At 70.3% G+C, this 14,313-nt stretch carries 16 protein-coding genes; 9 read left to right on the plus strand and 7 right to left on the minus strand.

Annotation, left to right across the window (positions count from 1 at the left end; translation table 11 throughout):
* The first annotated feature begins 55 nt into the window (after positions 1 to 55).
* Complete coding sequence (map, locus tag ACT4MF_RS03995; protein ID WP_444681801.1) at positions 56 to 964, plus strand: type II methionyl aminopeptidase; 909 nt, start codon at positions 56 to 58, stop codon at positions 962 to 964.
* The gene (locus tag ACT4MF_RS04000; RefSeq protein ID WP_444681802.1) at positions 964 to 1,533 is read left to right on the plus strand and encodes an HIT family protein; all 570 of its coding nucleotides are present in this window, start codon (positions 964 to 966) and stop codon (positions 1,531 to 1,533) included. Before map ends, ACT4MF_RS04000 begins: the two co-directional genes overlap by 1 nt.
* Positions 1,534 to 1,548: 15 nt before the next feature.
* Here the strand turns inward: ACT4MF_RS04000 and ACT4MF_RS04005 are convergent, their stop codons facing one another.
* The 3 genes from ACT4MF_RS04005 to ACT4MF_RS04015 are packed head-to-tail and all read right to left on the minus strand — an operon-like array spanning position 1,549 to position 3,982.
* Entirely contained in the window at positions 1,549 to 2,301 is a 753-nt protein-coding gene (locus ACT4MF_RS04005; protein WP_099256762.1) for an amino acid ABC transporter ATP-binding protein, read from the minus strand.
* Positions 2,301 to 3,014, minus strand: coding sequence for an ABC transporter permease (locus ACT4MF_RS04010; protein WP_099256774.1), 714 nt, complete (start codon positions 3,012 to 3,014; stop codon positions 2,301 to 2,303). Before ACT4MF_RS04010 ends, ACT4MF_RS04005 begins: the two co-directional genes overlap by 1 nt.
* Before the next feature lie 41 nt (positions 3,015 to 3,055).
* Positions 3,056 to 3,982 carry an ABC transporter substrate-binding protein gene (locus ACT4MF_RS04015; protein ID WP_099256760.1) on the minus strand — a complete coding sequence of 309 codons (927 nt, stop codon included), beginning with the start codon at positions 3,980 to 3,982 and terminating at the stop codon, positions 3,056 to 3,058.
* Between the two features lie 110 nt (positions 3,983 to 4,092).
* On the opposite strand from ACT4MF_RS04015, the gene ACT4MF_RS04020 reads away from it, so the two are divergent.
* On the plus strand, positions 4,093 to 4,818 hold the full coding sequence (locus tag ACT4MF_RS04020) for a TOBE domain-containing protein (RefSeq protein WP_444681803.1): 726 nt from the start codon (positions 4,093 to 4,095) through the stop codon (positions 4,816 to 4,818).
* A 36-nt stretch (positions 4,819 to 4,854) separates the two neighbouring features.
* Here the strand turns inward: ACT4MF_RS04020 and infB are convergent, their stop codons facing one another.
* Entirely contained in the window at positions 4,855 to 6,648 is a 1,794-nt protein-coding gene (infB, locus tag ACT4MF_RS04025) for a translation initiation factor IF-2 (protein ID WP_099256757.1), read from the minus strand.
* Between the two features lie 184 nt (positions 6,649 to 6,832).
* On the opposite strand from infB, the gene ACT4MF_RS04030 reads away from it, so the two are divergent.
* Together ACT4MF_RS04030 and ACT4MF_RS04035 are read left to right on the plus strand one after the other, a co-directional pair.
* Positions 6,833 to 7,078, plus strand: coding sequence for a PRC-barrel domain-containing protein (locus ACT4MF_RS04030; RefSeq protein ID WP_099256756.1), 246 nt, complete (start codon positions 6,833 to 6,835; stop codon positions 7,076 to 7,078).
* Positions 7,078 to 7,536, plus strand: a complete 459-nt coding sequence (locus ACT4MF_RS04035) for an NOB1 family endonuclease (protein WP_099256754.1) — start codon at positions 7,078 to 7,080, stop codon at positions 7,534 to 7,536. Before ACT4MF_RS04030 ends, ACT4MF_RS04035 begins: the two co-directional genes overlap by 1 nt.
* 36 nt (positions 7,537 to 7,572) lie before the next feature.
* Here ACT4MF_RS04035 and uppS read toward each other — a convergent pair whose 3' ends face one another.
* Positions 7,573 to 8,589: a polyprenyl diphosphate synthase gene (gene uppS, locus ACT4MF_RS04040; protein WP_444681804.1), complete on the minus strand. Its 1,017-nt coding sequence runs from the start codon at positions 8,587 to 8,589 to the stop codon at positions 7,573 to 7,575.
* Between the two features lie 64 nt (positions 8,590 to 8,653).
* On the opposite strand from uppS, the gene lwrS reads away from it, so the two are divergent.
* From lwrS to ACT4MF_RS04060, 4 genes are all read left to right on the plus strand, one after another.
* Complete coding sequence (lwrS, locus tag ACT4MF_RS04045) at positions 8,654 to 9,019, plus strand: LWR-salt protein (protein ID WP_444681805.1); 366 nt, start codon at positions 8,654 to 8,656, stop codon at positions 9,017 to 9,019.
* Positions 9,020 to 9,144: 125 nt separating this feature from the next.
* Complete coding sequence (locus ACT4MF_RS04050; protein ID WP_444681806.1) at positions 9,145 to 9,798, plus strand: HAD family hydrolase; 654 nt, start codon at positions 9,145 to 9,147, stop codon at positions 9,796 to 9,798.
* A 367-nt stretch (positions 9,799 to 10,165) separates the two neighbouring features.
* Positions 10,166 to 10,525 (plus strand): PadR family transcriptional regulator, encoded by a 360-nt coding sequence (locus ACT4MF_RS04055; RefSeq protein WP_444681807.1) that lies wholly within the window; start codon positions 10,166 to 10,168, stop codon positions 10,523 to 10,525.
* 25 nt (positions 10,526 to 10,550) lie between these two features.
* On the plus strand, positions 10,551 to 11,042 hold the full coding sequence (locus ACT4MF_RS04060; protein WP_444681808.1) for a CopG family ribbon-helix-helix protein: 492 nt from the start codon (positions 10,551 to 10,553) through the stop codon (positions 11,040 to 11,042).
* Positions 11,043 to 11,064: 22 nt separating this feature from the next.
* Here the strand turns inward: ACT4MF_RS04060 and ACT4MF_RS04065 are convergent, their stop codons facing one another.
* Both ACT4MF_RS04065 and ACT4MF_RS04070 read right to left on the minus strand, forming a co-directional pair.
* A complete protein-coding gene (locus tag ACT4MF_RS04065; protein ID WP_444681809.1) occupies positions 11,065 to 11,970 on the minus strand; it encodes a hypothetical protein in 906 nt (301 codons plus the stop codon).
* A gap of 9 nt (positions 11,971 to 11,979) precedes the next feature.
* Positions 11,980 to 14,265: an AAA family ATPase gene (locus ACT4MF_RS04070; protein ID WP_444681810.1), complete on the minus strand. Its 2,286-nt coding sequence runs from the start codon at positions 14,263 to 14,265 to the stop codon at positions 11,980 to 11,982.
* Between the last annotated feature and the right edge of the window lie 48 nt (positions 14,266 to 14,313).

The raw sequence follows: 14,313 nt of genomic DNA on the forward strand, positions 1-14,313 counted from the left end.
CGGTCAGCGAACTCCCTCCGCAACCTCTTTGCGGTCCGTCGCCGAATCCGGAAACATGAGCCACGGACCCCTGGACGACGACGCGGTCGAGAGCTACCGGGAGGCCGGTGCGGTGTTGGTCGAGGCGATGAACGAGGCCCGCGAGATGGTCGAGCCCGGGCGGACCCACCTCGAAGTCGCCGAGTGGACGGAGGACTTCATCCGGGAGCAGGACGCGGGGCTCGCCTTCCCCGTCAACATCAGCGTCGACCCCGAGGCCTCCCACGCCACCCCGGGACGCGACGACGACACCGAGTTCGGCGAGGAGATGGTGTGTCTCGACGTCGGGGTTCACGTCGACGGCTACATCGCGGACGCCGCGGTCACGGTCGATCACACGGGGACCCCCGAGCTGGTCGAGGCCGCCGAGATGGCGCTCGAGGCCGCCGTCGACGAGGCCGGGCCGGGCGTCGAGGTCGGCGTCGTCGGACAGGCGATCGAGGACGTGATCCGCGGGTACGGCTACACGCCCGTGCTGAACCTCTCCGGGCACGGCGTCGAGCGCTACGACGCCCACACGGGCCCGACGGTCCCGAACCGGGGCGTCGACCGCTCGGTCGAACTGAAGCCCGGACAGGCGGTCGCGATCGAGCCGTTCGCCACCGACGGCCGGGGGAAGGTCGGCGAGGGGACCGACGAGGAGATCTTCGAGCGCGAGGGCGACGCGAGCGTCCGTGACCGCCGCGCGCGCCAAGCCTTAGAGGAGATCGAGGCGTTCGACGACCTCCCGTTCGCGGCGCGGTGGGTGGAGGGCGACCGCGTGGGGATGGCCCTGCGCCGGCTGAAGCAGGCGAACGCGGTGAAGGGGTACCCGGTCCTGAAGGAGGCCGACGACGCGCTCGTGAGTCAGGCGGAACACACCCTCCTGATCACCGAGGACGGCGTCGAGGTGACGACCGCCGGCATCCACGATTTCGACGGCTGATGGACCAGATCTACGCGCCGTGGCGGATCGAGTGGGTCGAGCGCGACGCGGACCCGATCGACGGCTGTCCGTTCTGCGTGCTGCCGGACCGCGAGGACGCCCGCGACGCGCGGATCGTCGCCCGTAGCGAGCGCAACTACGTCCTGTTGAACAACGCGCCGTACAACCCGGGCCACGCCATGGTGATCCCCCGCGAGCATCACGAGGACCCGACGGACCTCGACGACGCGACGCTGCTGGACCACGCGAAGCTAAAGACGGCGACGCTCGCGGCGCTGCGCCGGGACGTGGACCCCGACGGGATCAACGCCGGCCAGAACCTCGGCGGCTCGGCCGCCGGCGGCTCGGTCGACCACCTCCACACCCACGTCGTCCCGCGGTGGGACGGCGACACGAACTTCATGCCGGTCACGAGCGACACGAAGGTGATCGTGGAGGCGATCGACCGCACCTACGAGCACCTCCACGCCGGCTTCGCCGCCGGCGACGACGTGGTCGACGCGGGCGACGCCGCCGCCGGCGACGCGGTCGAGATCGAGTTCGGGGTCGCGATCGACGGCGACGACTGACTCCGCGCGCCCCCCTCAGTACACCAGCTCGCCCGAGATGAACTTCCGGGTGCGCTCGTCGGTCGGGTCGTCGAAGATGACATCGGTCGGGCCGACCTCCGTGACGCCGTCGTCGAGCAGCACCGCGACGCGGTCCGCGACGCGCTCGGCCTGGTGCATGTCGTGGGTCGCCACCACGACGCCGATACCCCGGTTCCGGGCCTCGTCGATCGCCTCCTCGATGACGGCGGTGTTTCGCGGGTCGAGATCCGAGGTCGGCTCGTCGAGCAGCAGCACGTCCGGGTCGTACGCCAGCGCGCGGGCGAACGACACGCGCTGTGCCTCCCCGCCGGACAGCGAGTCGGCGTGTTGGTTCACCTTGTCGGTCATCCCGACGACGTCGAGCGACTCGTGAACCGCGTCGGGGGGGCCCGCGAGCCCCACCGCCGCCGCGATCCGGTCGCTCCACGGCTTCCGAACCCGAATCCCGTATTCGACGTTGTGGCCGACGGAGCCGTCGAAGAGGCTCGCCTCCTGGAACACCATCCCGACCCGCCGGCGCAGGGCGAGCCGATCGGCCTCCCCGGCGGCCCACACGTCGGTCCCCTCGAGCGTGACGCTCCCCTCGTCCGGCTCTAGCGAGAGCGCGAGCGTCCGAAGCAGCGTCGTCTTGCCGACGCCGGAGGGGCCGATGACCCCGAGCACCTCGCCGGCGTCCACCTCGATAGACAGGTCGTCGAGCACCCGCTCGCCGCCGAACGACTGCGAGACGGCGGTCGCGCGGAGCATCACCCCGCCACCCCCTCGTCACCGAAGTGGACGACCACGGCGTTGACGGTTAACACGAGCGCGACGAGGACCGCTCCGAGCACCATCGCCGTCTCGTACTGGCCCTGCCGCGCCTCGAGTTGGATCGCGGTGGTCAGCGTCCGCGTCTTCGAGATCCCGTCCGCGCCCGTGATGTTTCCGCCGACGATGAGCACGGAGCCGACCTCGCTGACGGCGCGACCGAAACCGGCCAGGATCGCGGTGGCGATACCGTATCGCGCCTCCTTCAACACGACGAGGGCGACGTCGAGGCGGGTTCCGCCGAGCGCCCGCGCGGCGTCGCGGACCCCGTCGTCGACCCCGGAGACGGCCGCGAGGGTGATCGCCGTGATCGGCGGGGTCGCGAGCACGAACTGTGACATGATCATCGCCTCTCTGGTGAACACGAGGTCCAACGACCCGAGCGGCCCCTGGTTTGAGACCGCGAAGAGGACCAGGAGGCCGACGACCACGCTCGGAAAGCCCATCCCCGTGTTGACGACGGACTTCACGAACTGCTTACCCGGGAACTCGGAGAACCCGACCAGGATGGCGACGGGGACGCTGAACAGGGTGCTCAGCGCCACGGCGGTGAGGCTCACATACAGCGAGACGTAGATGATGCTCCGGACGTACCCCTCCCTGAACGAGAGATCGAGGAGGAGCGGGAGGTGGTGGTGGGTCGGACCGCCCAGTACCTCCGGGAGCAGCGGTACGACTGGTTCGAGTGGCACGCTTACTCGTCGGACGAATCGCTACTCCAGCCTTCCGGAACGTACTGCTGGAAGTCGGGGTCCTCCGAGACGGCCTCGGGGAAGAACAGCTGCTCCCCGTTCACCTGGTACTCCGAGATGGAGCTTTGAACACCGGGGCTGGTGATCCACCCGATGTACGCCATCGCGAGGTCGTAGTTGGCGTTGTCGTGGACGCCGGGGTTGACGGCCATGATCCCGTAGGGGTTCGCGAGGATCTCCGGGCCGCCCTCGATGGGACCCTGTACGAGGATCGTGAGGTCGATCTCCGAGCGCTGCGAGATGAACGTCCCGCGGTCGGAGAGCGTGTACGCCCCCTGCTGGTTCGCGATGTTCAGCGCCTCACCCATGCCGGAGCCGGTCTCCTGGTACCAGTCTCCGCCGGGGTCGGTGCCGGCCGCCTCCCAGAGGTTCAGCTCCTTGGTGTGAGTGCCGGAGTTGTCCCCGCGGGAGACGAACTGCGCCTCGGCGTCGGCGATGGCGGTGAGCGCCTCCGTGGCGGAGCCCATCCCCTGAATCCCCGCCGGGTCGCTCTCGGGCCCGATGATCACGAAGTCGTTGAACATCAGGTCGCGACGGTTGACCCCGTACCCGTTGCGCATGAACTCGTCTTCGAGCCCGCGGGCGTGAACCATCACCACGTCGGAGTCGCCGTTGCGGGCCGACTCCAGAGCCGCGCCGGTTCCCTGTGCGACCGCGTCGACGGTCACGCCGTACATCTCCTCGAAGTCGGTGTGAATCGCGTCGAGCAGCCCCGTGTCGTAGGTGCTCGTCGTAGTCGTGAGCGTGAGCGTTTCCCCCGAAACGCCCGCCGCCTCGCTCTCCCCGCCGCCGAGCGACGAACAGCCAGCCGTACTCGCGATCGCTCCGGCGCCCAGCGCAGCCACAAACTGCCGTCGTTGTATCGGCATAGATACAACCGCGGACCGAACTCGGATATAACTTTTGTCATGTGGTTCGGCCCCCTCTCGCCGTCGAATCCGACGAAAGTACCAACAGGTCCCGGGTCCTCCGGTCGCCCATGGACGAGACCGACGGCGGCGGTGCCGCGGGACGCGGCCGGGCCGTGCTCATCGAGGACGGCGTCGAGTTCGACGGCCGCGACGCCACCCTCCTCCGGGCGGTGCACGAGGCGGGGTCGGTCGCGGGCGCGGCCTCGGAGCTGGGGCGCTCCCGCGCCCGCGCCCTCTCGCGGATCGGGGCGCTGGAGGAGGCGTTCGGTACCCTCGTCGACCGCCGGCGCGGCGGCTCGGGCGGCGGCGGCAGTCGGCTGACGGACGACGGTCGCGCCCTCCTCGACCGGTACGATCGCCTCCAAGCCGTGCTGGCCGCGACCGCGCGGGTGCCCGAGACGGTGCTGGCCGGGACGGTCGAGGCGGTCGACGGCGAGCTGGCCGTCATCGACACCGCGGTCGGGACGGTTCGCGGGCTCAACGGCGAGACGGCCGTCGGCGACGCCGTGCAGGTGCGGGTCGGCGCGGACGCGGTGACGATTTACGAGCGAGGCGAGCGGGTCGATCCGGATGCGACGAGCGCCCGAAACCGGCTGCGCGGCGAGGTCGTCGGCGTCGACGCGGGCGAGACGGTGTCGACGGTTCGGGTCGCGGTGGACGGGGTTCCGTTTCGGGTGTTGATCACGGCGGAGAGCGCCGAGCGGTTGGACCTGGGCATCGGTGACGAGGTAGCGATCCGGTGGAAGGCGACCGCCACGCGAGTGGTGGGACACGCGACGGAATCCGATCCGTGAGTCGCCGACGACAGAGTAAGCGAGACGCCGCGGCCGTCACTTCCCCCAGAAGGGGTCCCGCTTCCGCTTGGTCTCCAAGTACGCCGACAGCGCCTCGCGCTCGTCGGCCGTGATCTCCTCTTTCAGCTCCTGTTCTAAGATCTTGGCGTGCTTCTCGGGGACCTCGGTCCAGAGGGTGTCCCCCTCTTCGATGTCCCGGCCCACCGTGGGCCCGTCGATGGCGATGCTCACGCGCTCGCCGGCGCGCGCCTCGTCGACGTCGTCGCCCTGCTTCTGGATCCCGGAGAGCTGTCCGGCGCGCTCGAACTCGTTGCCCTCGAAGTACCCGACGTTGCGGTTGTTCTGGACCGTCCCGGAGATGACTTCGACGCCGACGACCGCCGGGTCGTTCTGGCGGAACGTGTGGTCGGGGAGGATGCGGAAGCGGGCGGGCCGGACGACCTTGTCGAGGACCGTCTCCTGTTGGGCGCGCTGTTTCTCCTCGACGTACGTCTCGTAGTCTTCGATCAGCTGGTAGATCACCTCGTCGGTGAACAGCTTCACGTCCGCGTTTTCGAGCTCCGTCTCGGCGTTCGCGAGCAGGTCGACGTTGAACCCGAGAATGGCCTTATGTTCGTCCTGGTTCGCGGTCTCGGCCACGGCGATGTCGCGCGGCGCGATGTCGCCGACCTCCGCGCGCAGGATGGGGACCTCGGCCTCGCGGAGCGCGTTCGCCATCGCCTCCAACGAGCCGAGCGTGTCCGCCTTGACGACGACGCCGTCCTCGGCGGTGTCCACCTCGATCTCCGCGAGCTCGGCTTTCACCTCCTCGATGACGTCCTCGACCGGACGATCCCGGACGACTCGCACCGGCGCGCCCGCCATCGCCCGATCGAGGTCGGGCGCGGCGATCTTCACGCCGGCGGCGGCGCCGACTTCGCCGACCTTCTCGAACTTCTTCTCGGTGCGGATCTCTTCGAGGGGGCGCGGCTGGAGCAGCGCCCGGATCTCGGTGACGATCGGCTCCTCCTGCCCGCCGACGACGATCTGGTCGCCGTTGTGCACCACGCCGTCGTACACGACCGTGTCGATGGTGGCACCGAACCCGCGCTCGTCTTTCACCTCCAACACCGTCCCTTCGCCCGCCCCGAAGACGTCGATCGCCATCTCCTCTTTCATAAACCGCTGTGAGAGGCCCATCAGCACCGTGAGCAGGTCGGGGACCCCCTCACCGGTGACCGCCGAGAGCGGGACGACGCCGATGTTCTTCTGGAAGTCCTGGACGCGCCAGTAGAGGTCCGCGGAGAAGCCGGCGTCGGAGAGCTGGCCGATGATCTCGTAGAGGTTCTCGTTGAGCCGCGACTCGGCGCGCTCCGACTGCGCCTCCAGGCTCCGCTGGATCGGCTGGCCGTCCTGCGAGTTCCACCCCGGCGTCGTGTCCACCTTGTTGGCGGCCACGACGAAGGGGGTGCCGGTGCGTCTGAGGATGTCGATCGCCTCCTCCGTCTGCGGCTGGAAGCCGTCGTTCACGTCGACGACGAGCACCGCGATGTCGGCGAGCGCGCCGCCGCGGGCGCGCAGCGTCGAGAAGGAGTGGTGGCCCGGCGTGTCGATGAAGAGGAGACCGGGCAGATCGAAGTCGGTCGGGTCGATGAGTTCGCCCGCCATCCCCGAGATGGTGTCGAGCGGGATGTCGGTCGCCCCGATGTGTTGGGTGATCGCGCCGGCTTCGCCCTCGCTGACGGCGGAGCCGCGGATCTTGTCGAGCAGGCTGGTCTTGCCGTGATCGACGTGGCCCAGCACGGCGACGATCGGCGTCCGAAGGGTGTCCGTGGTTGTGTGATCGGTCATCAGTGATCGCCCCGAAAAGGTCGGTTACTTGGTGTTCTGCCCGGACGTCAGTTAAGCCTTTCAAAACACGCGCGACCGGAGCCGCGGCCACGGGAGCCGGTGAGGACGGTCTCGTGGCCGTCGCGTCCGTCGCCCGTCCGACGCCCCCGTGGAGTTTAAGACCGTTGCCCCGGACGATGGGGATATGGTCGATATCCTCGCGGAGAACCTCTCCGGGAAGGCGGTGATGAGCGCGGACGGAACGGAGCTCGGGGACCTGTACAACATCACGATGGACCTCAAGTCGGGCGAGCTGACGGACCTGCTCGTGAGCCCCCACGAACACCTCAGCCCGGAGCGCTCGGGCTTCGACATCGACGAGATGGGCCGACTCAAGGTGCCGGTCGGAAACGTGCAGGCGGTGAAAGACTACATCGTCGTCGCCCGCTGATGGAAGTTCTCGACACATCGGCGTTTATCCACGAGTACACCACCGACGACGACGTCGTCTCGGTGCCCGAAGTCCACGAGGAGCTCACCGGCGAGGGAGCCCTTCGCTTCGACGCGATGGAGGGCTCCGGCATGACGATCCACGTGCCGGCCCCGGAGGTTCTCGACAACGTGCGGCGCGCCGCGCGCGGCTCCGGCGACGCCGAGGAGCTGTCCGACACCGACACGCGCCTGATCGCGACGGCGTTGGAGCTGAGCGCCACGCTCGTCACCGACGACTACGCGATGCAGAACGTCGCGGAGCGCCTCGACATCGACGTGGAAGCGATCGCGCGCGACGGAATCTCCGAGGAGCGCGAGTGGCGCTTCCAGTGCGTCGGCTGCAACCGCACCTTCGACGAGAACAAAGAGCGGTGTCCGATCTGCGGGAGCGACCTGACGCGGAAGAACCCGGCGTAGCACGGAGCACTCGGGTTCGTCGCTGTTCGGCGGCCCTCAGCCGGCCGACTCCATCTCTGAATCGCGCTCGTTCGGCGAGGCCTTGTAGTCGGTACCTGCGGGGGAGTCTCGCGCGGCCCCGTTCTCGGCCCCGATCCGCTCTCGGGAGTCGCCCGGGATCGCGGCGGCGAACGCGTCGGCGTCGATCGGGAGCCGGTCGCGGAGCCGGCCCGCGACGGCGTGCGCCTCGGCGATCTCGACCTCGGCGACCGCCCGGACGAGCGCGACCGCGCGCTCCGTCCGGGCCCGGCGCCACGACTCCTCTCGCGACTGGTACGTGCGGATGGCCCGGAGGAACTCGACCTCCGAGAACTCGGGCCAGTACGGCGCACAGAAGTAGACGGCCGCCTCGTTGCCGTTGGCGTGCCACGGCAGGAAGTTCGAGGTACGCTCGTCGCCGCCGGTCCGCACGATGAGATCGACGTCACGGACCGGACGGTCGTACAGGCGGTCCTCGACGGTCTGGACGTCGACATCGTCGGGGGAGAGGTCGCCGGCGTCGACGTCGCGGGCGATCGCCCGCGCCGCGTCGAGCAGTTCCGTTCGGCCGCCGTACGCCAGCGCGACGTTCAGCGTGAACTGGTCGTTGTCCGCGGTGCGACGCTCGGCGTAGGCCACCGCCTCGCGCACGCGCTCGGGGAGCCGGTCGACGTCGCCGATCGCGCGGACGCGGACGCCCTGCTCGTGGACGCGGTCGGCGTCGGCGAAGTCGCGGAGCTTGGACTCTAACAGGTCGAACAGCGGCGCCAGCTCGTCGTCCGGACGCGCGAAGTTCTCGGTCGAGAAGGCGTACAGCGTCAGCTCCGCGACGCCCAGATCCGCGCACCAGTCGAGCACGCGCTCGGTGGTGGCGGCGCCGGCGCGGTGGCCGTCCGGCGCGTCGTCGCCGCGTTCGCGGGCGTACCGCCGATTCCCGTCCTGGATGATCGCGACGTGCGCCGGCACGTCCTCGATCTCCCGGCGGAGGTGCCGGCGGTACGCGCGCTCTGTGAGGTCGCGGAGGCGGTCCAACATACGGGCGGATCGACTCGGCCGAGGGATATGTACTTTTACTCTCCGAGTCCCCAGATCGCGCCCGATGGACGCCGCTTACGTCTTCGCCGTCACGTTCCGGCTCGATCCGGACGAGGCGACGGTCGATCCCGACCGGTTCGAGACGACGCTGGAGATCCCCGCGAGCGAGCCCGGAGCGGACGGGTGGCTGTTCTTCCGCGACCGCCTCTGGCGCGGCGAGATCGGTGACGGGCCGTCGTTCCGGCGCCTCGCGAGCGACCGCCTCGGCGTCGAGGTCGTCGCCGCCGACTTCCGCGAACTCCGGACGGATCAGGGGTACCTCGACGCGCTCACACGGGAGATCGCGGCTGACCTCGACCGGTTCAACGCCGAGTCGGCCGACGAAGTGTGTCACAAATACCTCGGATCGTCGATCCACGTGCGGGAGTGACGTCGCGGTTCGCGGCGCCGCGCGCCGCGCTCACGCTCCCGCGTCGCGCTAGCTCCCGCGTCGCGCTACCGTCCTCACCCCCGGCCCCACAACGCACTTATCGACCGGCTGATTAGGAGCGCTCCATGGTCGTCGCCGACTACGACTTTCACCTGTTCGACCTCGACGGGACGCTCGTCGACGCGGAGTGGTCGTACACCCGCGACGTCTTCGACCGCGTCGGCGACCGCCTCGGTCGCCCCTTTTCGGACCGGGAGGCGTACGTGCTCTGGCACGGGCTCGGCGGTGCCCGCGGGGACACGCTCCGCGATCTCGGGATCGACCCCGAGGCGTTCTGGCCGGCGTTCCACGCCGAGGAGGACCCGCTCGCCCGCGCGGAGGCCACGTACCTCCACGACGACGCCGCTCGGCTGCTCGACCGCGTCGACGACGCCGGCGGACCGGCCGGCCTCGTCACCCACTGCCAGCAGTTCCTCGCCGATCCCGTGCTCGACCGACTCGACCTCGGCGACCGCTTCGACGCGGTGATCTGTTGTACCGACGAGACGGGCTGGAAGCCCGACCCGGACCCGATCGAACTGGCGATGGCGGACCTCGGCGTCGACCCCCGAGCCGACCGCGGCTACTACGTCGGCGACGGCGAGAGCGACGTGGGCGCCGCGTGGAACGCGGGGCTCGACGCGGTCCACGTCGAACGCGTGGGCCACGAGGACCGCGGGCGGTGCGTGCTCGGGGACCGGCGCGTCAGCCGCCTCGACGAACTGCTCGGCCCGACCTGAGACGGCCGCTACGAGCCGGCCGTGCCCCGTATGCGCTCTTTACCGCACTTCGCGCAACACTCAACGACCTCGTCGGGATTGACCACGACCGCTCGGCGCTCGTATCGGTGTCGGCACACCAGGCGTTCGATCGTCGCGCGCATATCCCCTCGTTCGTGACTCTCCACTATTGAATGTTCTGTGACCACACAATTATACACATTATACACTTCAATCGATTACAATCTGTCTCTCTAGTCAACGTCCTTCCAGTAGAAACCGACAGACTACATTAATCGTGTTTTTTCGCATTCGGCGATCGCGAGCCGGGGCCGCCCCCCTCACCCGCGACCGAAACGGTCGTGAGGCGCCGGGCGGAACCGGGCGTATGACGAAGTGGCTCCACAGCGGCCGCCGCCGCGACCTGTGTGCGCTGCTGTACGACGCCGGCGAACTGCGGGCGCAGTCGCTGAAGAGCCGGCTCGAATCGCACTACGACGAGCGGATCGATCCGCGATCGTTCTACGCCACGCTGCGGTCGCTCGTGGAGTCGGGGTTCCTCGACCGGCGGACGGAGGGGCTCGCCGACGTGTACGCGCTCACCGACGCCGGCGAGCGCGCCCTCCTCGGTCACTACGAGTGGCTCTCGGCGCGGATCGACGGCGCTCCGGCCGACGAACCGCCGGTCGATGCCGAGGCCAGCGGCGGCGACGCCCCCGAAGGGAGCGACCCCAACCTCAAAGATTAACAACATCGGTGCGTTCAGTTAATACATGACTGTCGTCAGCGTCTCGATGCCGGAGGAGCTGTTGGAACGGATCGACGGATTCGCGGACGAACACGGCTACACCGGGCGCAGCGAGGTCGTCCGCGAGGCCTCCCGAAACCTCCTCGGCGAGTTCGAGGACGCGAAGCTGGAGGAGAGAGACCTCATGGCGGTCGTGACCGTGCTCTTCGACTACGAGACCACGACCGTCGAGGAGCGGATGATGCGGCTCCGCCACGAGCACGAGGGGCTCGTCGCCTCCAACTTCCACAGTCACGTCGGCCCGCGGTACTGCATGGAGCTGTTCGTGCTCGAAGGGCGCTTGGAGGACATCTCGGCGTTCGTCGGGAAGGTTCGCGCGACGAAGGACACCCTCACGGTCGACTACAGCGTCACGCCGGTCGACGAGTTCGACGCCGACGGTCTCACGACTGCGGACGTCCGGGAACACGGCGACGGACACGGCCACAGCGACGGGCACGGTCACGACGACGACTGAGCAAAGCCGTCGTCGTTCCGTCTCACCGGTCGCCGCCGTCCGCGAGCACGCCGGCGAACGGCACCGCGAACCCGACGACGTAGCCGGCGAGGTGCGCGAACACGTTGCTGCCGAAGGGGACGAGCACCAGCGAGCCGATCACGCCGGCGGCCGCGACGCTCGCGCCGGTGACGTACAGCAGCTCCCGCTCCGGCGCCAGGTCGAGCCCCGCGATCCGCGGACGGCCGACCGCGCCGTACAGCGCGGCCGCGGCGGCGGCCGCTCCGACCGCGAACAGCGAGCCCACGCTCGGAAGCGGCGGGAAGTAGCCGGCGCCGCTCGGCGCGAGGTACGCGACCGCGAGCGAGGCGAAGACGGCGACGAGCGACCAGCGCGGGTCGACGCCGGCGGGGCCCTCGTCGCGGACCCGGTCGCTCTCGGCCGCCAGCGCGGCGAACCAGACGGCGACGAGGTAGCCGAGGAGGGCGCTGTTCACGTCCGAGAAGCCGGCGGTCGGCGCGTCGGTCACGCCGCCGAGCGCGACGACGGTCGCCCACGCCGAGACGAGCGGGACGACCGCGAGGTAGACGGCGACGGACCCGAGAAGCCGCCGGCGCCAGCCGGCGACGACCGAGAGGGGATACGCGACCGCGACGAGCAGCCAGTAGTTGACCACGTTGTCTGCGAGGTGGGCATGGTCCGCGTGCACGAAGCTCGACGCGAACGCGGTCCACAGCGTCCACCGGTTCTCGAACACCCCCTCCGTCGCCAGCGAGAAGCGCCACGCGTCGACGCCGGGGAGCAGGCTGACCCCGACGAGCAGGGCCGGCAGCGGGAGCGCGACGAGCGCCAGCTCCGCCGGTGGCCGCGAGCGAACGGCGGTGAGCACGGACGCGATCAGCCCGCGAAGGGTGGGCGACGCGGACGCGTCGCCGCCGTCTGGGTCCATTCTCACCGCCTACGGCGTCGCCGGGCGCACGCTTTCGAGCGCCGCCGCGAAGTCGTCGGGGGTGATACCGATCTCGTCGGCGTGGTCGTTGGCCGCCTCGCCGTGCTCGTCGGCGACGCGTTCGATGGCGGTCAGGGCGGCCTCCCGGCACAGCGACGCGATCTCCGCGCCGGAGTACCCCTCGGTCTCGTCGGCGAGGTGGTCGAGGTCGACCCCGTCGGCGAGCGGCTTCGTGCGAGTGTGCACGTCGAGGATCTTCCGGCGCGCGTCGCGGTCGGGCTCGGGGACCTCGATGTGGGTCTCCAACCGCCCGGGGCGGAGCAGCGCGGGGTCGAGCGCGTTCCGTCGGTTCGTCGCCGCGAGGACGACGAGGTTCGGGTTGTCGCTCGCGCGGTCCAGCTCGGTGAGCAGCTGCGAGACGACGCGCTCGCCCACCCCGGAGCCGTCCCCGCCCGCGCCGTCGCGGTCGGCCGCGATCGCGTCGATCTCGTCGAAGAAGACGATCGCGGGCGCCGCCTGCCGGGCGCGGTCGAACAGCTCCCGGACCGCCTTCTCGGACTCGCCCACGTACCGGTCGAGCAGCTCGGGACCGGCCACCTGGATGAAGTTCACGCCGCTCTCGCCCGCGATCGCCCGCGCGAGCAGGGTCTTCCCGGTGCCCGGCGGCCCGTGGAGCAGGACGCCGGTCGGCGGGTCGGCGTCGGCGGCCTCGAACAGCGGCCCGTACGTCAGCGGCCACGTGACGGCGCGCTCCAGCCGCTCTTTCGCCTCCCGGAGGCCGCCCACGTCGGCGAAGTCGGTGGTCGGCTGCTCGGCGACGTACTCGCGCATCGCGCTCGGCTCGACGTTCGCGTGGGCGGCCTCGAAGTCCGCCTTCCCGACGGTCACGTCGTCGAGGGCCGCGGCGTCGGACTCGCGGGCGCGCCGCAGCGCGGTCATCGCCGCCTCCTGCGTGAGCCCCTCGATGTCGGCGCCGACGAACCCGTGGGTCCGCGACGCGATGCGGTCCAGGTCCACGCCGTCGGCGAGGGGCATCCGGCGCGTGTGCACGTCGAGGATCTGCCGGCGTCCCGCCTCGCCGGGGACGCCGATCTCGATCTCGCGGTCGAACCGACCGCCGCGTCTGAGCGCGGGGTCGAGGGTGTCGACGCGGTTGGTCGCGCCGATGACGATCACGTCGCCGCGGGCGTCGAGCCCGTCCATCAGCGAGAGGAGCTGCCCGACGACGCGGTTCTCCACGTCGCCGCCGTCGTCGCGCTTCCCCGCGATCGAGTCGATCTCGTCGAAGAAGATGATGGCGGGCGCGTCCTCGCTGGCCCGCTCGAACACGTCCCGCAGACGCTCCTCCGACTCGCCCTTGTACTTCGACATGATCTCGGGGCCGTCGACCGTGATGAACGTCGCGTCGACCTCGTTGGCGACGGCGCGGGCGATCAGCGTCTTCCCGGTGCCCGGCGGCCCGTGGAGCAGGACGCCCTTCGGCGGGTCGATCCCGAGCCGGGTGAACACGCCGGGCTCCGAGAGGGGGAGCTCGATCGTCTCGCGCACCAGCTCCAGCTCCTCGTCGAGCCCCCCGATGTCCTCGTAGGTCGCGCCCGCGGTGTGCTCCGCCGGAGGTGTGGTCCTGCTCCCGCCGGACCGAGCGTCGGGTCCGGAGGTCCCGGTTCCCGAGCTGTCGCCCCCGGCGGAGCCGGCGGACCGGTCCGCGGGAGCGTCGTCCCCCGACCGCGCTGCGGGAGCGCTCCGGTCGTCGCGCCGGGCGCTCGTGTCGGACCCCGACTCCGCCTCGCCCCCGTACGTCACCGACACGTCGGTCAGGGTCGTGACGCGGACCGTGCCCGCCGGCTCCGTCTCGGCGACGACGAACCGGATTCCGCCGAGCCGCTCGACGTGGACGGCCTCGTCCTCGGTGACGGGGCGGTCGCGGAGGTCGCGGGCGAGCGCTCGCTCGACCACCTCGCGGCTCACGTCGACGTCGGCGAGCTCCGCGGGCGCGGTGAGGACCACGCGGTCGGCGTCCCCGACCTCGACGGGAGCGACCGTGACCGTGTCTCCGACCTTCACCCCGGCGTTCGCGCGCGTGTCGGCGTCGATGAGGACGGAGCCCTCTCGCGCGTCCGCGCCGCCGGGCCACACCTTCGCGACCGCGGTGCGCTCGCCGCGGATCTCGACGGTGTCGCCGCTGAGGAGGCCGAGTCGCTTCCGGGAGGATTCGGGGAGCCGAGCGATGCCCCGGCCCGCGTCCCGCTTCTCGGCGGCACGCACCGTGAGCCGGAGGCCGGCGGTGTCGTTCATACGCTCCGTTCCGGCCACTGACCCTTTACCCTTACCCGGCAGGGGCAC

This window comes from Halorubrum sp. FL23 (genome assembly GCF_052439115.2).
GTDB classification, from domain to species: domain Archaea; phylum Halobacteriota; class Halobacteria; order Halobacteriales; family Haloferacaceae; genus Halorubrum; species Halorubrum persicum.

Excerpts from the sequence above, each read along its gene's own strand:
- map (WP_444681801.1), top strand. The coding sequence starts at position 56 with ATGAGCCACGGACCCCTGGACGACGACGCGGTCGAGAGCTACCGGGAG.
- ACT4MF_RS04000 (WP_444681802.1), top strand. The coding sequence starts at position 964 with ATGGACCAGATCTACGCGCCGTGGCGGATCGAGTGGGTCGAGCGCGAC.
- ACT4MF_RS04005 (WP_099256762.1), bottom strand. The coding sequence starts at position 2,301 with ATGCTCCGCGCGACCGCCGTCTCGCAGTCGTTCGGCGGCGAGCGGGTG.
- ACT4MF_RS04015 (WP_099256760.1), bottom strand. The coding sequence starts at position 3,982 with ATGCCGATACAACGACGGCAGTTTGTGGCTGCGCTGGGCGCCGGAGCG.
- ACT4MF_RS04020 (WP_444681803.1), top strand. The coding sequence starts at position 4,093 with ATGGACGAGACCGACGGCGGCGGTGCCGCGGGACGCGGCCGGGCCGTG.
- infB (WP_099256757.1), bottom strand. The coding sequence starts at position 6,648 with ATGACCGATCACACAACCACGGACACCCTTCGGACGCCGATCGTCGCC.
- ACT4MF_RS04030 (WP_099256756.1), top strand. The coding sequence starts at position 6,833 with ATGGTCGATATCCTCGCGGAGAACCTCTCCGGGAAGGCGGTGATGAGC.
- ACT4MF_RS04035 (WP_099256754.1), top strand. The coding sequence starts at position 7,078 with ATGGAAGTTCTCGACACATCGGCGTTTATCCACGAGTACACCACCGAC.
- uppS (WP_444681804.1), bottom strand. The coding sequence starts at position 8,589 with ATGTTGGACCGCCTCCGCGACCTCACAGAGCGCGCGTACCGCCGGCAC.
- lwrS (WP_444681805.1), top strand. The coding sequence starts at position 8,654 with ATGGACGCCGCTTACGTCTTCGCCGTCACGTTCCGGCTCGATCCGGAC.
- ACT4MF_RS04050 (WP_444681806.1), top strand. The coding sequence starts at position 9,145 with ATGGTCGTCGCCGACTACGACTTTCACCTGTTCGACCTCGACGGGACG.
- ACT4MF_RS04055 (WP_444681807.1), top strand. The coding sequence starts at position 10,166 with ATGACGAAGTGGCTCCACAGCGGCCGCCGCCGCGACCTGTGTGCGCTG.
- ACT4MF_RS04060 (WP_444681808.1), top strand. The coding sequence starts at position 10,551 with ATGACTGTCGTCAGCGTCTCGATGCCGGAGGAGCTGTTGGAACGGATC.
- ACT4MF_RS04065 (WP_444681809.1), bottom strand. The coding sequence starts at position 11,970 with ATGGACCCAGACGGCGGCGACGCGTCCGCGTCGCCCACCCTTCGCGGG.
- ACT4MF_RS04070 (WP_444681810.1), bottom strand. The coding sequence starts at position 14,265 with ATGAACGACACCGCCGGCCTCCGGCTCACGGTGCGTGCCGCCGAGAAG.